The following is a 22,268-nucleotide window of genomic DNA, read 5'->3' as shown; positions in this document are numbered from 1 at the left end:
CGCTCTCGCTCACGACGTATGTGCAGTTGGTGTACGTGTATCCAGGATCGATGCTCATTCCGTCAGCCTTGTTCGTCACGTCCTCCGCGTCTTCGTCGGCGTACTTGATGAGGGTGTGGTATTTGCCGGCGGGCAGGTTGAGGTGGCTGGTCGGGTGGTCGATGCCGCTGTTCGAGCAGGCGGCGCTGTCGGCATCCGACTCGCTGGAGTACTCGGTGCAGTCGGCGCACGCCGCCGGCCCGCCTCGGGCCGTTCCTCGGCGATCTCGGCGGCGATGGCGATCTGCCGGGCGCGCTTGGCGTTCTTGTTGTCCTCGTACTTGTCGGCGAAGTCGCCCAGCGTCTCGGCCGCCGCGCCGAACTTGGCGTCCTTGAACTCGTCCACCCCACAGACGTAGGCGCCGGACTCCACCGCGCCCGCGGCGTCCGTGCACAGCCCGTCACCGGGGCTGCCCGCAGGCAGGTCGACCATGGTCCGGTCCTCGGTCACCGCCCCGGGTGCGCGTCGGTCGCGGCGGCGAGCACGGTGCGAGAAGCCCGTCGCCCGCAGTGTCGAGGACAGAAGGCACCGGCATCTAGGTGCAGATCGGCTACAACCGGCGCTTCGACCCGGGCTGCGTGGCCGCACGCCAGGCCGTGGTGAGCGGCGCGAGCTCGGCAAGCTGCACACCGTACGGTCGACCACGCTGGACCCCGCGCCTCGCCTGCCGCCTACATCGCCGTCTCGGGCGGCATCTTCCGCGACTGCAGCGTGCACGACTTCGACATCGTGCGCTGGGTGACGGGGCGCGAGGTGGTGGAGGTGTACGCGACCGGCGGCAACCGAGGGGCGGACCATCCGTGCGGCCGGCGACGTCGACACCGCGTCCTCGCTGCTCACTCTCGACGACGGCACCATCGCCGTCATCTCCAACTCCCGGCACAACGCCCGCGGCCACGACGTACGCCTGGAACGGCACGGCACGAAGGACAGCATCGCCGTGGGCTTGGAGGACCGGCTGCCGCTGCGTTCCGTCGAGCCGGAGCCACCTTCCCCACGGGCACGCCGCACGACTTCTGCATGGACCGCTTCGCCGACGCCCACCGGGCCGAACTCACCGCCTTCACCGACGTCGCCGCCGGCACCAGCCCCTCCCCCTGCACGGTGGCGGACCGGACGCCATCGAGGCGAGCCGGATCGCCGACGCGTGCACACTGTCGCTGCACGAGCACCGGCCCGTGCGCAGCCGCAGCGAGGCGAGGATGCGCCGCGCCGCCGAACGGTCCTCGGCCTCGGTCACTCCCACCCCGTGAGATCGCGGTTGCGGCCCTGGGGCAGGGTGGTGATGAGCCCTCCGGCATGCGGCACGAAGACTCACCCCTCTACGCCGACGGCTCCCCGATCCTGCGCGTTGGAGCACCTCAGCGCGAGGGCCGCGATGTCGTCGTCGAGCCTTCCGCCGCTGTGCTCGAGCAGGTCCTGGTGCAGTTGGTCGAGCAGTTCGCGGGGCTGCTCCAGGCGGCCCTGCCGCCGCATCCAGTCCGCCAGCGGGAAGAACTGGCCGGCGTGGTCCCGGGCTTCCGATACGCCGTCCGTGTACAGCAGCAACTGGTCGCCCGGGGCGAAGGCGACCCTGTCGACCCAGTAGCGGTCACCGATGAGCGCTGCGAGGTTGAGGGGCGGGGAGGGGATGGTGGGCTCCAGGACCCGGACGTCCCCGCAATGCGCGATCAGCGGCGGGGGATGCCCACAGTTGAGAAGTCGTACGTAGCCGCCGCCCTGCGGGATCTCGGCGAGGAGAGCAGTGGCAAAGTGCTCGGGCTGGTCCTGAACGGGAAACGCAGCACTGTGGCGGGTCACGGCGGTCTCCAGACGGTGGATGATGCCCTCCAGGTCGGGCTCGTCGTACGCGGCCTCCCTGAAGCAACTGATCACCGCCGAGGCCGCTCCCACTGCGGACAGGCCCTTGCCCCGTACGTCGCCTATGAGCAGCCGGACCCCGTGCGGTGTACCGATCGCCTCATAGAAGTCGCCGCCGATCCGGGCCTGTTCCTGGGCCGCCAGATACAGCGACTCGATCTCGACGTCCTCGATGCGGCGCGGCAGCGGGCGCAGCAGCACCTTTTGGGCTGCGTCAGCGACGAGCCGGACCTGGAAGAGTATTTCCTCTCGCTGAAGTCGGACATGACTGCCGTATGCGGCCGCCAAGGTGACCGCGACGATCGCGGCCGAGGTGTACTGGGTCCCCAGGTCGGTGTAGAAGAAGCTGAGAACTGTCATGAGCACGAGGCAGAACGCCCCCAACAGGATCGTCGGGAGCACGGGCCACATCGCTGCGGCAAGGGCGGGCGCGGCGGGCAGAAGGCGGCTGACGGCGATCTCCCTGGGTGTGGAGAACGCCAGGCCGGCGATGAGGACGGTCAGGACCACGGGTGACAGCCGGGCAGCGTCCCATCGGCCGCTGTAGGCGGGGCGACGGTGCCACAGCCGTGCAGACATGATCACAAAATGTATCATATCGACCTAAGCGGACATCGGGCGCGGGAAGATCATGCACCGCACGCGGGAATTTACGGCGGACGGCCCTGCCCGGAGGAGCCGAGGCGATGCAGCGCATGGCCGCACAGACACCCGAGGTCAGCCGAACAAGGATCGGACGGGCCCTGGCCGCTGGGGATCATCGGTGTTAAAAAGGGTCGCATGGCGAGTCGTTTCGCCCATTTTCCACGCCTATCGGTCAAGCGTCTGATCAGCAAGAGCACGCGGAGCGTGGCCGGGCAGGTGTTGGTCTTCCAGGTGGCTCTGGTCGTGCTGCTCGTAGCCTGCGGCGTCTTCGCTCTCATCCTGCAGTCGGAGCGGGACACCAGCGCCGAGGCCAAGCGCCGCTCCACGGCCGTGGCACAGACCTTCGCGCACTCACCCGGCGTCCTGGCGGCACTGCAGACCCCGGATCCGAGCAAGATTCTCCAACCGCTCACCGAGGCGGCACGCCGGGCCGCCGGCGTCGACTTCATCGTGGTCATGGACACCAAGGGCATCCGGTACACGCACCCCTTGCCGGACCGGATCGGAAAGCGGTTCGTGGGCGAGATCGGGCCGTCGTTGGCGGGAAAGGTCTACGTGGAGAGCGTCAACGGCCCGCTCGGTCGCGAGGTACAGGCCACGGTCCCGATCGAGAACGCCGACAGCGACGTCGTAGCCCTCGTCTCGGCCGGGATGAAGGTCAAGAACGTCGAAAGTCAGCTGGCCCGGCAACTGCCGATCATCCTGGGCGCCGGGGCCGGAGCGCTCGCGTTGTCCACCGGTGTGACCGCACTGGTGGGCAGGCGGCTGCGGCGGCAGACACACAGCCTGGCCCCGGACGAGATGACCCTGATGTACGAGCACCACGACACGGTGCTCCACTCCGTTCGGGAAGGGGTGCTGATCGTGGCCGCCGACGGGCGGCTGATTCTGGCGAACGACGAGGCGAGACGACTGCTGGAGCTGCCCTCGGACGTCGAGGGACGGCTCGTCTCGGAACTGCCGGGCCTCGATCCCGAGACGAAGGAGCTGCTCGACTCCGGGCGCGAGGCCACCGACGAGGTGCACCTCGCGGGAGAGCGGCTGCTCGCGGTCAACCAACGGCCCACGGATCGCGAGGGAGGCCCCAAGGGAACGGTGGTGACGCTGCGCGACTCCACCGAGCTGCAGGCGGTGACCGGCAGGGCGGAGGTGGCGCGGGAGCGGCTCAGGCTGCTGTACGACGCCGGACTGCGCATCGGCACCACCCTGGACGTGCTGCGCACCGCCGACGAGTTGGCGCGGGTCCCCATTCCTCGCTTCGCGGACTTCGTCACCGTGGACCTGGCCGACGCCGTCCTGCGCGGCGAGGAGCCGGCCCCCACGGCGACGGACATGCGACGCGCGGCCGTGTACGGCATCCAGGACGACCATCCGCTCTCCGAACAGGGCCGGCTGTTCGACTACCTTCCCTCCACGCCCCAGGCGCGCGGCTACGGCAGCGGCCGCTCCCAGTTGGTGAGCGATCTGCCGACCGCCACGGGCTGGCGCGTGCAGGACCCGGAGCGCGCCAAGGCGATCATCGACTACGGCATCCATTCCCTCATCACCGCCCCCATCCAGGCTCGTGGCGTCATGCTGGGCATGGCCAACTTCTGGCGTGCGCAACACCATGAGCACTTCAACGAGGAGGACCTGTCGCTGGCGGAGGAGCTGGTGGCCCGTGCCGCGATCAGCATCGACAATGCCCGCCGCTACACCCGCGAGCACGCCCTGGCAGTCACCCTCCAGCGCAGCCTGCTGCCGCAGGCCATGCCCGAGCAGAACGCCCTCGACATCGCCTACCGCTACCTCCCCGCCCAGTCGGGCGTGGGCGGGGACTGGTTCGACGTGATTCCCCTGCCGGGGAGCCGGGTGGCGCTGGCCGTCGGCGATGTGGTCGGCCACGGCCTGCACGCCGCCGCCACGATGGGACGGCTGCGGACCGCGGTGCACAACTTCTCCGCCCTCGATCTGCCACCCGACGAGCTGCTGAGCCATCTTGACGACCTGGTCGGGAGCATCGACCAGAACGAGGCGGCGGAGAGTGCGGCGGGCGTCGTGGGCGCCACCTGCCTGTACGGGATCTACGACCCCGTGACGCGCCGCTACGTCATGGCGCGTGCGGGGCATCTGGCGCCCGCGCTGGTCCAACCCGACGGAACCGTCACCTTCCCGGATGTGCCGGCCGGTCCGCCCCTGGGCCTCGGCGGCATGCCGTTCCAGACCGCGGAGCTGTGTCTCGCGGAGGGAACCCAGCTCGTCCTGTACACCGACGGCCTCATCGAGGACCGCAGACGCGACCTGGACGTGGGAATGGAACTGCTGCGCGATGCGCTCGCGGGCCACCCCGGCCGGCCGCCCGAGGAAACCTGCCAGGACGTACTGGACAGCCTGCTTCCCGAGCGCCCCAAGGACGACGTCGCCCTGCTCGTCGCCCGCACGCGGGAACTGCCGCCCGACCGGATCGCCGACTGGGACGTAGCACCGGATCCGGCCGCCGTCGCGGGCATGCGCGGCGCGGTGTCCCGAAGGCTCGAAGAGTGGGGCCTGTCGGAGTTCGGCTTCACCATGGAGCTCATCCTGAGCGAGCTCATCACCAACGCCATCCGCTACGGCGCCGGGCCGATCCACGTACGGCTGATCCACGACCGTACGCTGATCTGCGAGGTGGCCGACGCCAGCAGCACCTCTCCGCATCTGCGGTACGCCGCGACGACGGACGAGGGAGGCCGGGGCCTGTTCCTGGTGTCGCAGATGGCTGAGCGCTGGGGTACCCGATACACCCCGCAGGGCAAGGTGATCTGGGCCGAACACGCCCTGCCCGAGGCCCTCCGGCAGCCCGCCCCGACACCGCCCGGCGCGGACACGCCCCCGGACGAAGACGCTTGCTAACCGGATAGCTGTCCGGTACGTTTTCCTCATTGGAGCGGACAGCTGTCCGCTTAGGTTGCGCACACCGGAAGGTTTCCTCACCATGAAGCTGCTCATCCTCGGCGCGACCGGCCCCACCGGTCGCCACGTCGTCGACCTGGCCCTCCAGGCGGGCGACACCGTCACAGTCCTGGCACGCAGGCCGGAGGCGCTGGACGAGCCGGCAGATCGGGTCACCGTGGTCGCCGGCGACGCCACCTCGCATCACGATGTCGCGAAGGCCATGATCGGGCAGGACGTCGTCGTCTCGGCCCTCGGCAGGAGCACATCCGTGCGCGCCGACGACCTGTTCACCCGCGCCTCGGCGGCAGTGATCGGCGCGGCCAAGGAAACGGGCGTCTCCCGTCTCATATGGCTGTCGTCGTTCGGCGTAGGGGACACCTACAAGTCGGCGAGCGCCGTGCAGAAGGTCATGTACAGCACGTTCCTGCGGAACATCTACGCCAACAAGGAGATCTCCGAGAAGGCGATCCGCTCCAGCGGCCTGGACTGGACGCTGGTCTACCCGACCATGCTGACCAAGGGCCCCGCCAAGGGCAGTTACCTCGTCGGCGAACGTCTCCCGATGAAGGGCAACCCGACGATCAGCCGCGCTGACGTCGCCGACTTCATGTACAAGGCGGCCCACAGCCCGGAGTGGATCCACCGCGACGCCGTCATCACGGACTGACTGACCACGAGCCGTCACTCCCCCACGCCGTACGACTTCCTGCTCGGCGGCGACCTTCCGATCAACCGCATCGGCTTCGGGGCCATGCGGCTGTCCGCCCTGCTACGCCAGCGACGACGGCACCGTCAGCGCCAACGCGCTGATCCGCGAGGCTCCGCCGTCGGGGGTACGCCACGGGCTGACCTTGGCGGCAAGAGTGCGGATGACCGCCGACCCCGCCGCCCAGCGGCCGATGGTCGAGGCGAACCTCGAGTAGGGCCTGATCCGCCACCTCGGCCTCAGCACCACTTCCACGCCGGAAAGCGCGACGACGCCGAGCTCCTGGCGACGGCCTGCGAAGAGGTCGGCATCGCCTTCGTGCCGTTCTTCGCGCTCGGCGACGGCACGAGCGACCTCACCGGAGACCGCATGGCCAAGGTCGCCGAACGCCACGGCTCCACCGTCCGTCAGATCGCCCTGGCCTGGCTGCTCGCCTCATCCACCGTCGCCCTCCTGGCGGAGAACATGGGCGCCGGGTCGATCACCCTCACACCGGACGATCTCTCCGACCTCGCCTGCCCCTGACGTGAGAACCACTCCGCACCACCGGGACAGCCGTACCGCGGACACGGCACCCGCACTGATCGCCCGGTGTGTCGACGAGGACGACGTCGCCACGGCACGTAATGGCCGTTGGCCACCGCACTTCTCCCGTACGGGAGCGTCCACGGACCGGGATTTCTGACGCACCGTTCGACGCGTGGTCCGATGCGACCTCGTCCGCCCTGCGCCCCCGCACGCTCTCGTTCGCCCCGATCGTCATCCCCGCCCGGGCGCTCCGGCGCGCAGCCCGTCCATGACAAGGTCCAGAAGCCGAGCGCTCTGGGCTTGCCAGTCCCCGCGGGTATCGATCTGCCAGATGCCGGCGATGGCCAGGACGAAGTCGTCGAAGGTCACCTCCGGACGGATGGTGCCGGCCGCGTGATTGGCTGCGAGCAGGGTCTTGATCGCCTCGGCCACCGGTGCGTATCCCGGCTGCGCCGAGGCCTCCGTCGTACCGACGATCTGACGCATCGCGTCCGAGAGGCCGACCTTGGCGACGGCGAAGCGGGCGAGCTGATCCATCCATTCACGCAGGGCCTGGTCGGGCGCCCGCGTTTTGAGCAGTTCCGTCGCGGTGTCGGCGAGCAGTTGCGCCTCGTGGTGGTAGACCTCCAGGACGAGCGCTTCACGGTTGGGGAAGTTGCGGTAGAACGTGCCCTGCCCCACCCCCGCCTTCTTGGCGATCAAACTCAGCGGCACGTCCACCGAACGCGACAACTCCGCCAGCGCCACCTCCAGGATCCGCTCCCGATTGCGCTGCGCGTCCGAGCGCTGAGGCCCGCCATTCCTGGACTCCACTCCCCCAACCTTCCGGGCTCTCGCCCACGACCCCTCGCTAACCGGATAAGTGGCCTATACATTTCCGGGTGGCGGACACTAGTCCGCTTAGTTCCACCATAGCGGCTGCTGCGGCCGAGACGTGGCCGGGGGCGCGCGGTCGGCGTTCGGTCCCGCCGATGAGGAGCACTGGTGGACGCCCCCCCATCCCGGCCACCCCGTCAGGAAGGCATGGCCGGTCGGCTCAGTGCAGGTCGTGGCGCATGGCATGCGCGACAAGTTCCCCGATGAGTACGGCGGTGGCCGCCGGTCCACGCAAGGGGGTCATCAGGAGGATCGACGCGTCGGCCACGCGGAGCCCGGAGATGGCTACGCCCCAGCTGCAGGTCAAACGGTCATCTCAACCGAAGTCATGTGGTCGTACATACAGCCGGCCGAGCTGCGTCGACGCTGGACGCGGACCCGCCTCAGGCTCAGGAGCACGCCCCCGCGCCTGTCGCCAGCAGTCCGTTGACCACAAGCGCCGCCAACGCCTCTGCCGTCTCCGTGAGTTGCGGCGGCGAGGCGAGGTCGGTTCTGCCCAGGCGGCGCGCCAGGGGCGCCTGCAGCACTCCCGACACGGGTGGGATGACGGCGAAGAACAGCACGTCCGTCGGAACGGGTGCCATGCGTCCAGAGGCGAAGAGCCGCTCGATGCTGGGGAGCATGGTCTGCAGGAGCGGGGTGACGTAGTGCTCGTAGAGGTAGTCCAGCCGTTCCGTCTCGCGGTTGAACTCGTCGACGATGAGCCGTCCGACCAACGGCGTGTCCACCGCGGTCCGGTAGAAGCCGGTGATGATCTGCCGTAGCCACTCGGCGTCGTCGACCGAGCCGTCCACCTCGGGCATACGGGCCTTCTGCGCCCTCAGTGCGGAGTCGACCACCGCGCGCCAGAACGCCGCCTTGGACCCGTACCGGTCGTTGATGAAGTTGTGGCTGACGCCGAGGCGGCGGGCCAGCTCGCGGGCGGAGGCGCGGTCGTATCCCAGCTCCGCGAAGGCTTCGAGCCCGCGCCGCAGGACGTCGTCCTCGCCGGGCACCGCGGGAGTGTCCGCGCCGGGACGCCCCGGCCGACGTGCGGATTCTGCTGCTCTGGCTCCCACGGCTGTCTCCCTCGCTGATCGCCCCAGGCATCCCAGGAGTCCCCGCCTCCCCCACAGTCACCGACGCGCAGGCCGCGGCCCCTGCGTCCCGCGCCCCGTCCGCCGCCGCACCGCCCCGCCCCGTCATCGCTGGTGGATCCTGGCCGTCATCAGCCTGGCCCAACTGATGGTCGTCCTGGACGCGACGATCGTGAACATCGCCCTTCCGTCGGCCCAGAAGGACCTGGGCTTCTCGGACCGGGACCGGCAGTGGATCGTCACCGCCTATGCGCTCGCCTTCGGCAGCCTGCTGCTGCTCGGCGGACGCCTGGCCGACCTCTTCGGCCGCAAGACGACCTTCCTGGTCGGCCTGGTCGGCTTCGCGGGCGCCTCCGCGGTCGGTGGTGCCGCGACCAGCTTCGAGATGCTGGTCGGCGCCCGCGCTGTCCAGGGCCTGTTCGGCGCCCTGCTCGCCCCGGCCGCCCTCTCCCTGTTGACCACGACCTTCACCGACGCCAAGGAACGCGCCAAGGCCACCGCCGTGTACGGCGCGATCGCAGGGGCCGGCGGAGCCGTCGGCCTCCTCCTCGGGGGCCTGCTGACCGAGCACCTCGACTGGCGCTGGACCCTGTACGTGAACCACGTCTTCGCCGTCGCCGCCTTCGTCGGCGGGGCGCTCCTGCTCAGCCGCACCCACCGCGACAAGTCCGCCCGGATCGACGTCTCTGGTGCCGTGCTCGTCTCCGCCGGCCTGTTCAGCCTGGTCTACGGCTTCCCCAACGCCGAGTCCCACGGCTGGGGCTCCCCGGCCACCTGGGGCTTCCTGCTCGACCGCAATCGCGGCGCGTCGTTGGCCTCCGTGCTGATCATCGGCGCGGGCATGTTCGGCGTCTTCCTGTTCCTCACCTACTACATGCAGCAGAGCCTGGGCTACAGCCCCGTCAGGACCGGGCTGGCCTTCCTGCCCATGACAGTCGCGCTCATGCTCGCCTCCACCTTCTCCTCCGGCGTACTGATGCCCCGCCTCGGCCCGAAGGCGGTCGTGCCGCTGGGCATGGGCCTGGCCGCCGCGGCCATGGTCTGGCTCACCGGCCTCGACCTCAACAGCGGTTACGTCACGGACATCATGCTTCCGCTGATCGTGGCCGGAGCCGGCTTCGGCCTGATCATGTCCTCGGCCATGGGCCTGGCCACCGCCGGTGTCCGCACCGAGGACGCCGGTGTCGCCTCAGCCGCCGTCAACACCATGCAGCAGGTCGCTCACGACCGGGAAGTCCGCCACCCAGGCCAGGATCGCCGGTGTGGATGCCGGCGCGCTCGCCGTGATCGGGCCGCACATCCTGCGCGGCCGCGCCTTCGACGGCTTCCACGACCGGGCTGCCGCCCCCGTCTTCCTGCTCCCGGAGAACCTCGCGCGCGCACTGGACATCGACCGGGTCGGCGTCGCGGTCTTCATCGACGACCGCCCGTACACGGTGATCGGTGTCTTCGACGATGTGACCCGGGAATCCGCCACGATGGCCTCGGTGGTCATGCCGTTCGACACGGCACAGCGTCTCGTCGGCGGCACGGACGCGGTAAAGCCCGAGCGTGACGTGCTGGTCCAGGTGCGCCCCGGTGCGGCGCGCCCGATCGGCGCCCAGGCCCCCCTGGCCTTGCTGCCGGAGGCCGTCGGCCGGCTGGAGTCGATCGCCCCGCCCGACCCACTCACGCTGCGCCGCGCGGTCGAGGGCAACGTCACCACGCTGGTTCTCGTCGTGTCGCTGATCGCGCTCACGGTGGGGACGTTCTCCATCGCGACGGCGGCCACGGCCGGGGTCGCGGCCCGGGCGGCGGAGATCGGGCTGCGCCGTGCCGTCGGTGCCCGGCCGCGGCACATCTTCGTCCAACTCCTCACCGAGACGACCTTGCTGGGGGCGGTCGGAGGGATCGTGGGCAGTGCGTCGGGCATCGTCGCCGTCGTCGCGGTCGCGCTGCACAACGGCTGGGAGCCGGTGCTCGATGTCCGCACCGCTGCGCTGGCCGCGGTCGGCGGGGTGGTGACCGGCCTGGTCGCGGGACTGTTGCCGGGCTGGCGGGCAACCCGGGTGCAGCCGGTCGTGGCCCTGCGGCAGTGAATGCCCGCCGTCGCGGCTGCGCACCTCAGTCGTAGACGGGCTGCCACACACCCGCGCGCTGCGCCATGGACACTGCGTGCGCGCGATCCCTGGCGCCGGGCTTCATCAGCACGTTCGTCACGTGGTGCTTGACTGTGCGCACACTGATGGTCAGCTCCTCGGCGATCTCCATGTTCGACAAGCCGCTCGCGATGTGCTCCAGGACCTGGCGCTCGCGCGCCGTGAGCGACGGCGGGAGCCCGCGCGCGGACGGCCGCAGGCGGCGCAACAGCCGGGCTCCCACGGCCGGGCTGACCCAGCGGTCGCCGACACCGACGGTGACGATCGCGGTCACGAGCTCCCAGGCGAGGGCGTGACGAAGGACGATGCCACCGACGTCGGCGTGCCCCAGCTCACCGAGTTCGGCGTTGGTCATGGCCCCCTCTGCCACCAGCACCGCCCTGGAAGCGAACCCCTGGGCAGCCGTCACGCTGTCGGTCACCACGACCACGGGGGCCGGCTGCGGGATGCCCGCGTCCGGGGGGCGCGTGGTCCTGTGCCGCACCACCAGTGAACGTGAGGCTCCCAGCAGCGACTCGATCCGCTGGGACATGCCCCGGCCCGCGAGCTCCGTCCGGACGACCAGGCGCTCGGACGACGGATGCTTCGGGGAGCCAGGGTGAGGGTGCGACGTCAGAAGACAGTAGTAGTACGCGGATGTTTCCCCCTGAACGGCACGTGTCGTGCTCGCTTTGTGAGCCATGCGAAGGCCCGGCGCCCCGTGTTGGTCGGCACAGGTCAACCGGATGGTCCGCTCAAGGAGTAGCGGCCCGGGATTCTTCACGGCCGGGCCACTGGTGCCGAACAAACAAGTCCTGAAAAATATGGTGAAGCCGTTCAGACGGTGACACGGGGGCACATCGGGGGAGGTGTGGCAATGCCGCGCAGAGAAAGCCCACTTGAGGCGGGGGACGGTCCGTTACTGGAGTTCGCTGAGGACCTGCGGCGACTGCGGCGGAAGGCAGGGGCTCCGCCATACCGGGAACTGGCGGAGCAGGCTCACTTCTCACTGTCGACCCTGTCCTCCGCGGCGTCCGGGAAGCGGTTGCCCACACTGGCGGTGACGCTGGCGTACGTGCACGCCTGTGACGGGGACGTATAGGAGTGGGAGCGTCGTTGGCGGGAGGCGGCGGAACTACTCGGCGAGGGGCATGCCGAACCCGGTCCGGCGGCGGAGTCCGGCACGCCTCCGCCCTACGCGGGACTGCGGTCGTTCCGGGAGCAGGACGCGGAGTGGTTCTTCGGCCGGGAGCAACTGGTGGCGGAACTGGCCGAGCGGCTGGAGCGGCAGCGGTTCGTGGTGCTGATCGGGGCTTCGGGTTCGGGCAAGTCGTCCCTGTTGCGGGCCGGGTTGGTGCCGCGTCTGCAGTCCGCGATGACGACGGTGGTGGTGACGCCGGGGCCCAAGCCGTTGGAGGAGTGTGCGGTGAGGCTGGCGGCGCTGGCGGGAGTGACGCCGGGCGGCCTGTACAAGGAGCTGAAGGACGATCCGGGGAACCTGGGCCGCGTAGCGCGGCAGATCACAGCTCGTCCCCACGCGGATGACGGCGACATGCTGCTGGTCGTCGACCAGTTCGAGGAAACCTTCACGTTGTGCCGGGACATGGTCGAGCAGGACCGCTTCGTCGAAGCCCTGGTCGCAGCCGCCTCGGCCGAAGGCTCCCGGTGCCGGGTGGCACTGGGCGTGCATGCCGACTTCTATGCGCACTGCACCCACCATCCGCTGCTTGTGGAGGCGATGCGCGACGCGCAGGTGCCCGTGGGGCCGATGAATCTGGACGAACTGCGCAGGGTCGTGGTGAAACCTGCCCAGCAGGCGGGACTGACCGTCGAAAGCGCGCTGCTGGCCACGCTGATGGCACAGGCACACCGCCAGGTCGGGGTGCTCCCGCTGTTGTCGCACGCACTGCTGCAGACCTGGCGCCGCCGACGCGGAAGTCTGCTCACCCTCGACGCCCTCGATGCCGCCGGCGGCATCGAGGGCGCACTGGCCAAGTCGGCGGAGGAGTTCTACGAAGACCTGGACGCGGACCAGCGAACAACGGCACGACACCTGTTCATGCGCCTCACCGCCCCGGCAGCGGGAACCGAGGACACCAAACGCCGCGTCACCCGGGGCGAACTGGACGAGGACCACATCACGACGAGTGTGGTGGAACAGGCTGCGGCGGCCCGTCTGGTCAGCCTCGACAGAGACCGGATCGAGATCGCGCACGAGGCCCTGATCGGCAGTTGGCCACGGCTGAGGGACTGGCTCGCGGCCGACCGGGACCGGCGACGAGTGCACCATCAGCTGACGGAGGCAGCCGAGACCTGGGTGTCCCTGGGCGAAGACCCCGGTGCGCTCTACCGGGGCACCCGCCTGGAAGCCGCCCGTCAGCTGACGGAGTCGGACGACATCGGCCTCAGCACACGGGAGCACGCCTTCCTCCTGGGGAGCCTGGCTGCGGCCGCGGCCGAAAGCCGCCTTGCCGTACGCGGATCCCGTCGGCTCCGCGTCCTGATCACCACGCTTGGCGTGCTGGCTCTGCTCACCACGGCGACCACGGTGCTCGCCGTGCGGGCGAACCGTGCGATGACGGTCCAGCGCAACGACGCCATCGCGCTGAACGTGGCGGCGGAGGCGACCCGGATGTATCCCGCCGCCCCCGCACTCGCCACCCAACTCGCCCTCGTCTCTTACCGGTTGAAGCCAGACCGGAACACCCTCAACGCCCTGCTCAGCACCCTCATGACCACGTGGACGGCGCATCGTTCCGAGGCCTACGCGCTCGACGTGAGCCACGACAGCACACTGCTGGCCACAGGAGGCCGCGATCGTACGGTCCGTCTCTGGGACATCCGTGACCCACGGCAACCTGTCCGCGTGGGCACGGTGGAGGGCAGTCAAGGTGCCGTGTACGCCGTCGCCATGCACCCCGGCAAACGCATCCTCGCCACGGGTGGCGTCGACGAAGTGGTACGGCTGTGGGACGTCACCCGGCCCGATCGCCCCAGGTCCGTCTCCCTTCTCCCCCACCACGGCGACACCGTTCGCGCCATGGCCTTCAGCCCCGACGGCCGCACCCTCGCCGACGCCGGTCAGAGCGGCCGGGCGCATGTCTGGGACATCACGGACCCGCGCCGCCCCAAGCTCCGGGCCGTGCTGCCCGGACACACCGACACCGTCCGGTCCGTGGCCTTCAGCGCAGACGGACGGCTCCTGGCAACCGGCGGGCAGGACGCGTCGGTGCGGCTGTGGGACCTGGGCGCTCCCGGTCGGCCGACCCTGCGGGCCGCGTGGCACGCCCAGGAACTGGGCGTCTTCTGGGTGGAGTTCAGCCCCCGCGCCGGCCTCCTCGCGACCGCGGGAGGCGGCGTGGAAGCCGTAAGGCTGTGGGACACCACCGAACCCGGACGGCCCCGGCTGGTGGCCGGAATCTGCGGCCACGACGACGTCGTCGGCGGTGTCGACTTCAGCCGCGACGGCCGTACCCTCGTCTCCTCCAGCGACGACCGCTCGGTCCGGATCTGGGACGTCAGCACACCGACCGCACCCCGGAACCGGGCTTTGCTCACCGCCTACGACACGGCCGTGATGGGAGTCCGCTTCAGCCCGGACGGCCGCACCCTGGTCTCCGGCGTTTTCGACGGCACCGTCCGGCTGTTGACGACAGACTTCGACCAGGCGGTCAGCCGAGCCTGCGACGCTCCACGCCGCCCCATATCCCGGGACTCGTGGCAGCGGTACTTCGCCGGCGTCCCCTACCGCCCTCCTTGTGCCTGACAGGGTTTCGCGGCAGCGGCCTCGTCGGAGTTCGGCGCGGCAGGTAGGTGGTAGGTGGGACGACCGCATGATCGATCTTGGACTGTGGCCGTATGGCAGATCGAACCGTATCCAAAGACCCCGACGTCAGACCTTCCGGATCCGGTCGGCGATCTCCGGCCTCGCCGCGAACCCGGCCGCCTTGTACGTTGCGACGCCGCCGACGTTGGAGCTCGGTGTGCACACGCGCACGGTCGACGAGCCCATCTCCCGCAGTGCGGCCGCCCCGGCGACGGTGATCGCCCGGCCATAGCCGCGGCCGCGGTGGTCCGCGTGGACGCCCATCGGCTCGACCAGTCCCGGCTTCCCCGGGCCGGCCGACCAGACCGTCACCACCGCCGCGGGGTTGCCCTGGTCGTCGTAGGCACCCAGGCATCGGGCGTCGGCGTAGAACGGTCCCGCGGACATCTCGTGCCGGTACTCGCGCGTGGGCCTCGTGGTGTTGAACGCGGACCGCAGGACGTCGGCGAAGTCCTGTGCCTGCTCCAGGCCGATCGCCTTGATCCGCACGCCGGGGTCCTCCACCGCTTCGGCGAGGTCGCGGAAGAGCGGCGTCCACGGCTCGTCGACACCCCAGCCCTCCTTGGTCAACAGGTCGTGGAGCAGCAGGCCCTGCGGCGCCTCGATGGACACCGCTCCTTCCGGCAGCACGCCGCGCTCAGGCAGCGAGAAGTCCTCGACGAGCCGCCGCGCCAAGTCCTCGTCCTGGAAAGCGTCGGGAGCGACCGTCATCCGCACCAGCGTCGGCGTATCCAGCATCCCGACAGCGAGGATCCGTCCGCTCCGGCTCCAGGTCCGGACCACCGCGGCCGTCTCGGCCGTTCCGAACCGGTAGTTCCAGCCGATGTCCCCGGGATGCAGCTGCATCGGCGCTTCGTCGTGCTGCCACTCCCGCAGCGCCGCAATGGCCTCGCGCACCCCGTCGGCCGTCGGCGTACTCAGCACAATCGTCATAGCCGGGATCTGACACCCCCGTCTCGGTGGCGCGCAACCGATTAACTGACCAAGCGCTTCAGGGTGATGGCGGCGGGAGGTCGATGGCGAGTCCGGTCCCGGCGAGGAAGCCGTCGAGGACGTCGGGACGGTACGGGAGGCGCTTGAGTCGGTTGCGCACGAGCGCGGCGAGTGATCTTGTTCAGGGGGTCCCACACGAGCACGATCGGCGCCTTGACCAGTTGGTGCACGAGGTCGACGAGGGCGATGTAGTCGCGCTCGGACAAGCTGCGGCGCCGGTGGCACAGCCGGGTCCGCGAGCCCGGACGCATCGCGATCAGCCCGGCGACCGAGACCCGCCCGGAGCCGCGGCCGTTCACCTTCACGACCGCGGTGATGCCGCGCCGTCCCCAGGTACGTCCGGTCGGCGGCCTGCGGGTGAACCCCGCCTCGTCCTCGAAGCAGATCCAGCCGCCGCAGGCCGCCCGGGTGGTTCTACCTCCGCCCATGTCACCTCCTTCCAGGCGGTGACGGCCTTCTCGTCGCGTTCCGCGGCCCTGCGAGCCGGGTCCCGACACTGCGGCGACAGCTTGCAGCGCTGCCCGCTCGCGCTACCAACGACATACTGCGCTCTCTCGGGCGCCCTCGAACTGGTAGGCGGCGGACGCGGCTCCGTAGCAGAAGGCGGCGGGCAGTTCACGGCGGGCCCTCACGCGGAGACCCGGCGCTCAAAGCTCCGGCGCCAGGCCGCGCTTGTGCAGCCAGGCCAGTTGGGTGGGCGGGTTGGAGCCGCAGCCGCCGCCGTGGTCGGCGAACGGCCAGACGGTCATGGTGCGGTCCTGGCCCGCGTAGTGGTTGAAGGCGGCGTAGACCGTGGAGGGCGGGCAGACCGGGTCCATCAGGCCGACGCTGAACAGCGCCGGAGCGGTGGCCCGCCCGGCGAAGTGGACGCCGTCGAAGTAGTCGAGGGTGGCGAAGGTCTCCTCCACCCGGTGGCGGCTGTGCCAGCGCAGGTACTTGGTGATCTCCGGGTACGGGCCCTCGCCGCTGATCTGCACGGCGCGGCGGAAGTGGCACAGGAACGGGACGTCCGGCATCACCGCCGCGACGCGGTCCCCGGTGAGGCCGGCGACGGCGAGTGCCAGGCCGCCCCCCTGGCTGCCGCCGGCCAGCACGATCCGGCGGGTGTCGAGTCCGGGCAGCTGTGCGACCGCGTCCACGGCGCGCACGCAGTCGGTCATCAGCCGCCGGTAGTAGTAGTGGTCGGGCGAGTCGATGCCGCGGGTCATGAAGCCCTCGACCCACTGGGTGCCGTCGCCCTCACCCCGGTCCGGGGTGTCGTGGCCCTGGCCGCGGCTGTCGACGACGAGCTGGGCGTAGCCGGCCGAGGGCCAGAACAGGTGGTCGGTGGGCAGTCCGCGTCCGCCGCAGTAGCCGAGGTAGGTGACGACGACCGGCAGCGGTCCTGCCGCGTCGCGCGGGCGTAGCAGCCAGGCGGCCACCGGCTCACCCCGCCAGCCGGGGAAACGCACGTCGTCGACCTCGACGGTGCGCAGCAGGTGCTGGGAGGTGACCCGTTCGGCCTTGACCGCCCCGTCGTGCGACCGGGCTTCTGCGAGGGTTCGCTGCCAGAAGGCGTCGAAGTCCTTCGGGGCGGGCGACTCGGGCCGGTAGGCGTCGAGTTCGTCCAGGCCGAAGTCCGTGAGCGGCATGGGGGCTTCCTCCGGGTGAGGCGGTGTCAGGGTGGTGGTGCGGTGCCGCGCCGGTCGGGACGGGGGCGGCCCGCCGTTCGCGAGCGGGCGGCCGGTCGCGCTGGTGCGGGTGCGGGTAACGGCTCTCAGTCGGACGTGACGAGGCTGAAGGCAGCCAGCCGGAATCCGCCATGCAGCGTCAGCGTGAGGTCGTGGACGCCGTCGAGCGGGGTGGCGAACTCGGCCGCGGCGGTCGTCCAGGTGTGGCGGTCGCCGGTGACGGGCACGTCGATCTCGGCCAGCAGCCGGTCGCCGGCCCGCAGTTCCAGCCGGGCCTCACCGGCCTCCGCGTCCTCGCGGGCGGTCTCGGCCTCCACCCGGACGGCGCCGGTGAGATCGACGCCACGGAAGAGCAGCGTCGCGGGCCGGGCCGGGTGGGCCGGGGTGACGGCGTCACCGCTGGTGCGGGTGGCGTCGACGATGTCGATGTCCGTGTGATCGTCGAAGTCGACGGCCGGGGTGCGCCGGTCGAGGACCGTGCGGGGCGCGGGGGCCGTCCCGGTCACGGTGAGCGGCGCGGTGAGGACCGGGTGCTCGGCGGAGCGGGCGACGGTGATCTCGTAGTCGCCGGGGTCGACGGTGAAGGCGCCGGTGACGACGTCCCAGTGGGCGAGCCGTTCGGCCGGCAGCCGGAAGGTCAGTTCCCGGCTCTCGCCCGGCTCCAGGCGGATCTTGCGGAAGTCGGCGAGGCGCTGCCGGGGTGCCTCGTAACGGGCCTCCAGGGCGCGGGCGTAGAGCTGGACCAGTTCGCTGCCGGTCCGTGCGCCGGTGTTGGCCACCGTCACCGTGATCTCGACCTCGCCGTCCTGGGCGATCGACGCGTCGGACAGCCGCAGGTCGCGGTGGGCGAAGTCGGTGTAGGACAGTCCGTGGCCGAAGGGGTAGAGCGGTGCGGCCCGGTGGTACTGGTAGGTCCAGCCGGCCTTGATGATGTCGTAGTCCAGCGGCTTCGGCAGCGGGTCGTCGCCCTGGTACCAGGTCTGCGGCAGACGGCCGGCGGGCTCGGCCTCGCCGAGCAGTACGGCTGCCAGCGCGTGGCCCGTCTCCTGCCCGCCGTGGGAGGTCCACACCACGGCGGGCAGGTGCTCATCGGCCCAGTCGACGGCGTACGGGTAGCTGCTCATCACCACCAGCGCCGTCTGCGGGCGGACCGCGAAGACCGTGCGAAGCAGCGTCTCCTGCGTCTCGGGCAGGGCGGTGTCCGCGCGGTCCTCGGTCTCGCGGCCGTTGATCAGCGGGTGGTTGCCGAGGACGACGACCGCGGTGTCGGCCTGTTCGGCGGCGGCGCGGGCCTCGGCCAAGCCGTCGCGCACCAGCTCACGTCGCCAGTGCTCGGCGGTTTCGGGGCTTTCGGCCGTCACCGTGACCCGGCCGTCGGCGGGGTCGACGGCGGCATAGCGGCCCGTATGGCGGTTGCGCAGCAGCACGGTGTCCGGATCGCCACCGGGGACGGGCTCCAGGCAGAAGGTTTCGTGCACGAACCAGCTCTTGATCCGTTCCTGGTCCGCCGCGAGTGAGCCGTCGTCCTTGAGGCTGAGGTAGCGGCCGGTGGCGGCGTCCCGGAGGGTGAGCGCGTCGCCGCCCCAGTCGGCGACGTCGAAGGAAGTTCCGCACAGCAGACGGCCGTTGGTGCGCGAGCGCAGTCCGATACGGTCGGCGCCCTCGACGCACACCACCTCGCCGCCGTGCTCCGCCAGGGCCGCGCGCAACCCGGCCGCGACCGTGACGCCGTAGGGGAGGGTGCCGCTGTACCAGTCCTCGCAGAGCATGTCGGCGAGGGGGCCGATGACCGCGATGCGGGGTGCCTTGCGCGTGGCCAGGGGCAGCAGTCCCTCGTTCTTGAGCAGCACCACCGACTCGGTCGCGGCGCGCCGCGCGAGGGCGCGGTGTTCGGGGCTGTCGATCACCTCGGCACCGGTGCTCGCGTACGGATCGATCCCGGGGTCGAACTCGCCGAGCCGGAAGCGCAGTTGCAGGTGGCGCCGGGCGGCCCGGTCGATGTCACCTTCGTCGATCAGGCCGCGGTTCAGCGCCTCGCGCAGCCGGCTGATCACGGTCGAGCTGTCCTCGTTCTGGTCGGTGAAGCTGTCGATCCCGGCCTTCAGGGCGGCGGCGTGGCCCGCGGCGTGGTCGTCGAAGTAGTGCTCCGGGTCGACCAGGTTGGAGGGCGCTTCGGCGTCGCTGACCACGAACAGCTCGTGGCCGGTCGGCTGCGCCCAGCGCCGCAGTTCCGTCTCGATGAGCGGGCTGACGTGGCAGGGGCGGCCGTTGAGGAGGTTGTACGCCGCCATCGCGCCGGTGGCCGCGCCGTCGGCGACGGCCGGGCGGAACGCTGCCAGGTCGTACTCGTGCAGCACGCGGGGCCGGACGCCGGAGGAGGTGATGCAGCGGTCGTCCTCGTTGTTGTAGGCGAGGAAGTGCTTGAGGACGGGGGCGGCGCGCAGATAGTCCGGGTGGTCCCCGGCCAGGCCCCGGCAGTAGGCCGTCGCCAGCCGCCCGGTGTGCAGCGGGTCCTCGGAGTAGCCCTCCTCGTTGCGGCCCCAGCGCGGATCGCGCAGCAGGTTCACCACGGGCGCCCACGCCTGAAGGCTGTTGGTGCCGGAGCCGGTCGCCGGCGGGCGGTGCCGGTGGAAGGCGCGCAGCTCCACGGACACGGCCGTGGCGACCTCGTGCACGAGGTCCTCGTCCCAGGTGGCGCCGAGCCCCACCGCTTGCGGGAAGACGGTGGCCTCGCCGAGCCAGGCCACGCCGTGCAGTGCCTCCGTACCGGTGCGGAAGGAGGCGACGCCCAGGCGCTCGACGGGCGGCGCGTACTGGTGCAGCAGCGCGATCCGCTCGTCGAGGGTGAGCCGTTGCAGCAGGTCGTCGACGCGCTTGTCCAACGGGAGCGCGGGATCGCGGAACGGCAACCGGTCGGCTTCGGACGGGAACGCAGAACCCACGGGAAAGACCCCTCGACGAGCGGGAGAGACAGCAAGTGGTGAAGCGCTTCGACGCTGCCATCGCTTTTGATTGGATGTCAATGCCCGAATTGATGAAAGTTTCTTTTAGTTGGACCCCCTTGTTTCCCTGGAAACATCCCATTACCTTGCGTCGCGAGGTGAAGCGCTTCGACGCTCTTCGACGCTCTTCGACCGGAAGGAAGCCGAGATGCCACCATGGTGACCATCGCGGACGTGGCCCGGCGCGCGGGCGCCTCGACGAGCACAGTCAGCTACGTGCTCAACGGCCGGACCTCGGTGTCCGAGGCGACCCGGCGTCGCGTGCAGCGCTCCGTGGCCGAGCTCGGCTACCACCCCAACGCCGGTGCCAGGGCGCTGGCCGGTCGCCGCTCGCACATCATCGCGCTGGTCATGCCACTGCGCACTGACATGTACGTCCCGGTCATGATGGAGATCGCCGTCTCCGTCACCACGACCGCCCGCCGTCACGGGTACGACGTCCTGCTGATCACGAGCGACGAAGGTCCTCGGGGCGTGTGGCGCGTCGCGGCGAGCGGTCTCGCGGACGGCGTGATCCTCATGGACGTCGAGCTCGACGACCCGCGCATCCCGGTGCTGCGCGAACAGGGTACGCAGGCCTCGCTCATCGGCCTGCCCGACGACGCGCACCAACTGTCCTGCGTGGACCACGACTTCGCGACCGCCGGCGCTTTGTGCGCGGACCATCTCGCCGACCTCGGCCATCGGGACATCGCCTTCATCGGTTACTGCTCCCGGATCTACGAACGGCACGCCGGGTACGCCGAACGCACCCTCGCGGGGTTCGCCGAACGGGCCGGGGAGCGCGGCCTGAGGTTCCTGCACCGCCCGTGCGAGGGCACGTACGAGAGCACCGCCCACACGCTCGACCGCGTCTTCGCCGAGCGGCCGGGAACCACCGGGTTCGTCGTGCAGAACGAGGGGGCGATCGGCCCACTGCTCAGTCTGCTGCGCACCGGCGGGCGGGCCGTCCCGGAGGACGCCTCGGTGATCGCCCTCTGCCCGGAGCAGCTCGCCGAGCAGCAGACACCCGCCCTCACCTCCGCGTCGGGACCGGCCACGGAACTGGGCCGGGTGGCGGTCGAGCAGGTGCTGCGCCGCCTGGACGCCGCGTCACAGGACACGGCACCGGAGGACGAACGCGTACTGCTGGCCCCAACCTTGACGGTTCGTCAGAGCGCTGGCCCGGCAGAGCTGTCGTAGACCCCCGTGAACCATCCGACCCAACACGATCCACCGATGCACGGACGCACCGATGCGCCGATGAAAGGACCCATGGTGTCCGACCAGCGCCCGGCGGGCGACTACTGGTACGTGCTCATCGCGGAGGGCGCGGCACCGACCACCCCGTCCAGGACACCGGTCACGGGGACCTGGTGCAGGCCCCGGACGGCTCATGGTGGATGGTCTTCCTCGCGGTGCGGCCGCGCGGCGGAGTCCCCGGCTGGCACGTCCCCGGCCGCGAGCCCGTCCTCGCCCCGGTCACGTGGGAACACGGCCGGCCCGTCGTCGGCGAACTCCACTGCACGCACGCGGCGCCTCCCTGGACGGGCCGGACGCCGTCTTCATCGGCAGGCGCCAGCAGCATCTGGCGTGCTGGGCGCGCACGTCGATCGATCCCGGCGCAGGGCTTCGGCGGGTTCGCCGTCCGGCTCGACGAGCAACGGCACTACGGGATCGAGGCGGACGGCACCCAGGTGCGGGTGGTCTCGCACGTCGGCCCGGTGCGCACCGTCGTGGCCACACAGCCGTGCCCGCGGGCCCGATCGTCCTCGGCGTGCGGATCACCGAGCCGCCCGCACCGCACGACGCTCGCCCCGGACCCGACGTCGTCTCCCTCGGCATCGAGCTGCCGGACGGCACCTTCACCTCGCTCGCGACGCTCGACGGCCGCTCTCTGTCGACCGAGATAACCGGCGGTTTCACCGGCCGTGTCATCGGCCTGTACGCCGCCCAGGGCGTCGTCCACCTCGACTGGTTCGGCTACGAGCAGCTGACCGCGTGAGGTATCGGCCCCGCCCCTCACACACCCCGCTCC

17 protein-coding genes and 4 pseudogenes are annotated in these 22,268 nt (G+C 70.6%); 10 read left to right on the top strand and 11 right to left on the bottom strand.

Annotated features, from left to right (window positions below; genetic code table 11):
• Positions 1–75: 75 nt before the first annotated feature.
• Complete coding sequence (locus tag ADL12_RS53325; RefSeq protein ID WP_159053410.1) at positions 76–471, bottom strand: hypothetical protein; 396 nt, start codon at positions 469–471, stop codon at positions 76–78.
• A gap of 55 nt (positions 472–526) precedes the next feature.
• Between ADL12_RS53325 and ADL12_RS51570 the strand changes: the two are divergent.
• Positions 527–1,292, top strand: a pseudogene (locus tag ADL12_RS51570) (Gfo/Idh/MocA family protein); the annotation flags it as partial.
• Positions 1,293–1,353: 61 nt separating this feature from the next.
• Here the strand turns inward: ADL12_RS51570 and ADL12_RS37890 are convergent.
• Positions 1,354–2,478 carry a PP2C family protein-serine/threonine phosphatase gene (locus ADL12_RS37890; protein WP_062711454.1) on the bottom strand — a complete coding sequence of 375 codons (1,125 nt, stop codon included), beginning with the start codon at positions 2,476–2,478 and terminating at the stop codon, positions 1,354–1,356.
• Positions 2,479–2,679: 201 nt separating this feature from the next.
• Between ADL12_RS37890 and ADL12_RS37885 the strand changes: the two genes are divergently transcribed.
• Both ADL12_RS37885 and ADL12_RS37880 read left to right on the top strand, forming a co-directional pair.
• Positions 2,680–5,415: a SpoIIE family protein phosphatase gene (locus ADL12_RS37885; RefSeq protein WP_208614699.1), complete on the top strand. Its 2,736-nt coding sequence runs from the start codon at positions 2,680–2,682 to the stop codon at positions 5,413–5,415.
• Positions 5,416–5,497: 82 nt separating this feature from the next.
• On the top strand, positions 5,498–6,124 hold the full coding sequence (locus ADL12_RS37880) for an NAD(P)-dependent oxidoreductase (protein WP_062711415.1): 627 nt from the start codon (positions 5,498–5,500) through the stop codon (positions 6,122–6,124).
• Between the two features lie 102 nt (positions 6,125–6,226).
• Here the strand turns inward: ADL12_RS37880 and ADL12_RS57190 are convergent, their stop codons facing one another.
• The gene (locus tag ADL12_RS57190; protein WP_244188195.1) at positions 6,227–6,556 is read right to left on the bottom strand and encodes a hypothetical protein; all 330 of its coding nucleotides are present in this window, start codon (positions 6,554–6,556) and stop codon (positions 6,227–6,229) included.
• Between ADL12_RS57190 and ADL12_RS57185 the strand changes: the two genes are divergently transcribed.
• Positions 6,533–6,688: a hypothetical protein gene (locus ADL12_RS57185; RefSeq protein ID WP_244188194.1), complete on the top strand. Its 156-nt coding sequence runs from the start codon at positions 6,533–6,535 to the stop codon at positions 6,686–6,688. The genes ADL12_RS57190 and ADL12_RS57185 overlap by 24 nt on opposite strands.
• 234 nt (positions 6,689–6,922) lie before the next feature.
• Here ADL12_RS57185 and ADL12_RS37865 read toward each other — a convergent pair whose 3' ends face one another.
• The 3 genes from ADL12_RS37865 to ADL12_RS37860 all read right to left on the bottom strand — a co-directional run bounded on the left by ADL12_RS37865 (position 6,923) and on the right by ADL12_RS37860 (position 8,562).
• Positions 6,923–7,504 (bottom strand): TetR/AcrR family transcriptional regulator, encoded by a 582-nt coding sequence (locus ADL12_RS37865; RefSeq protein ID WP_062711409.1) that lies wholly within the window; start codon positions 7,502–7,504, stop codon positions 6,923–6,925.
• 223 nt (positions 7,505–7,727) lie between these two features.
• Positions 7,728–7,874 carry a hypothetical protein gene (locus tag ADL12_RS54480; protein WP_159053409.1) on the bottom strand — a complete coding sequence of 49 codons (147 nt, stop codon included), beginning with the start codon at positions 7,872–7,874 and terminating at the stop codon, positions 7,728–7,730.
• A gap of 82 nt (positions 7,875–7,956) precedes the next feature.
• Complete coding sequence (locus ADL12_RS37860; protein ID WP_062711407.1) at positions 7,957–8,562, bottom strand: TetR/AcrR family transcriptional regulator; 606 nt, start codon at positions 8,560–8,562, stop codon at positions 7,957–7,959.
• A gap of 175 nt (positions 8,563–8,737) precedes the next feature.
• Between ADL12_RS37860 and ADL12_RS37855 the strand changes: the two are divergent.
• Positions 8,738–9,862: pseudogene (locus ADL12_RS37855) on the top strand (MFS transporter); the annotation flags it as partial.
• The gene (locus tag ADL12_RS37850) at positions 9,804–10,721 is read left to right on the top strand and encodes an FtsX-like permease family protein (RefSeq protein ID WP_079052492.1); all 918 of its coding nucleotides are present in this window, start codon (positions 9,804–9,806) and stop codon (positions 10,719–10,721) included. The pseudogene ADL12_RS37855 and the gene ADL12_RS37850, both read left to right, overlap by 59 nt.
• Before the next feature lie 25 nt (positions 10,722–10,746).
• On the opposite strand, the gene ADL12_RS37845 is transcribed toward ADL12_RS37850, so the two are convergent.
• The gene (locus tag ADL12_RS37845) at positions 10,747–11,313 is read right to left on the bottom strand and encodes a helix-turn-helix transcriptional regulator (protein ID WP_062711403.1); all 567 of its coding nucleotides are present in this window, start codon (positions 11,311–11,313) and stop codon (positions 10,747–10,749) included.
• Positions 11,314–11,637: 324 nt separating this feature from the next.
• Between ADL12_RS37845 and ADL12_RS51560 the strand changes: the two genes are divergently transcribed.
• Both ADL12_RS51560 and ADL12_RS37840 read left to right on the top strand, forming a co-directional pair.
• Positions 11,638–11,862, top strand: a complete 225-nt coding sequence (locus ADL12_RS51560) for a helix-turn-helix domain-containing protein (RefSeq protein ID WP_079052491.1) — start codon at positions 11,638–11,640, stop codon at positions 11,860–11,862.
• Between the two features lie 102 nt (positions 11,863–11,964).
• Positions 11,965–14,526, top strand: a complete 2,562-nt coding sequence (locus ADL12_RS37840; RefSeq protein ID WP_341846394.1) for an nSTAND1 domain-containing NTPase — start codon at positions 11,965–11,967, stop codon at positions 14,524–14,526.
• A 126-nt stretch (positions 14,527–14,652) separates the two neighbouring features.
• On the opposite strand, the gene ADL12_RS37835 is transcribed toward ADL12_RS37840, so the two are convergent.
• From ADL12_RS37835 to ADL12_RS37820, 4 genes and pseudogenes are all read right to left on the bottom strand, one after another.
• A complete protein-coding gene (locus tag ADL12_RS37835; RefSeq protein WP_062711398.1) occupies positions 14,653–15,519 on the bottom strand; it encodes a GNAT family N-acetyltransferase in 867 nt (288 codons plus the stop codon).
• A gap of 58 nt (positions 15,520–15,577) precedes the next feature.
• Positions 15,578–16,096, bottom strand: a pseudogene (locus ADL12_RS58680) (transposase); the annotation flags it as partial.
• Positions 16,097–16,226: 130 nt separating this feature from the next.
• Positions 16,227–17,210, bottom strand: coding sequence for an acetylxylan esterase (locus tag ADL12_RS37825; protein ID WP_062711394.1), 984 nt, complete (start codon positions 17,208–17,210; stop codon positions 16,227–16,229).
• Positions 17,211–17,335: 125 nt separating this feature from the next.
• A complete protein-coding gene (locus ADL12_RS37820; protein WP_062711392.1) occupies positions 17,336–20,191 on the bottom strand; it encodes a glycoside hydrolase family 3 protein in 2,856 nt (951 codons plus the stop codon).
• A 216-nt stretch (positions 20,192–20,407) separates the two neighbouring features.
• On the opposite strand from ADL12_RS37820, the gene ADL12_RS37815 reads away from it, so the two are divergent.
• Both ADL12_RS37815 and ADL12_RS51550 read left to right on the top strand, forming a co-directional pair.
• The gene (locus ADL12_RS37815; RefSeq protein ID WP_062711389.1) at positions 20,408–21,433 is read left to right on the top strand and encodes a LacI family DNA-binding transcriptional regulator; all 1,026 of its coding nucleotides are present in this window, start codon (positions 20,408–20,410) and stop codon (positions 21,431–21,433) included.
• A gap of 128 nt (positions 21,434–21,561) precedes the next feature.
• Positions 21,562–22,235, top strand: a pseudogene (locus ADL12_RS51550) (beta-xylosidase family glycoside hydrolase); the annotation flags it as partial.
• Positions 22,236–22,268: the final 33 nt, after the last annotated feature.

Source organism: Streptomyces regalis (assembly GCF_001509475.1).
GTDB classification, from domain to species: domain Bacteria; phylum Actinomycetota; class Actinomycetes; order Streptomycetales; family Streptomycetaceae; genus Streptomyces; species Streptomyces regalis.
This window is presented reverse-complemented; position numbering and strand designations above follow the sequence as displayed.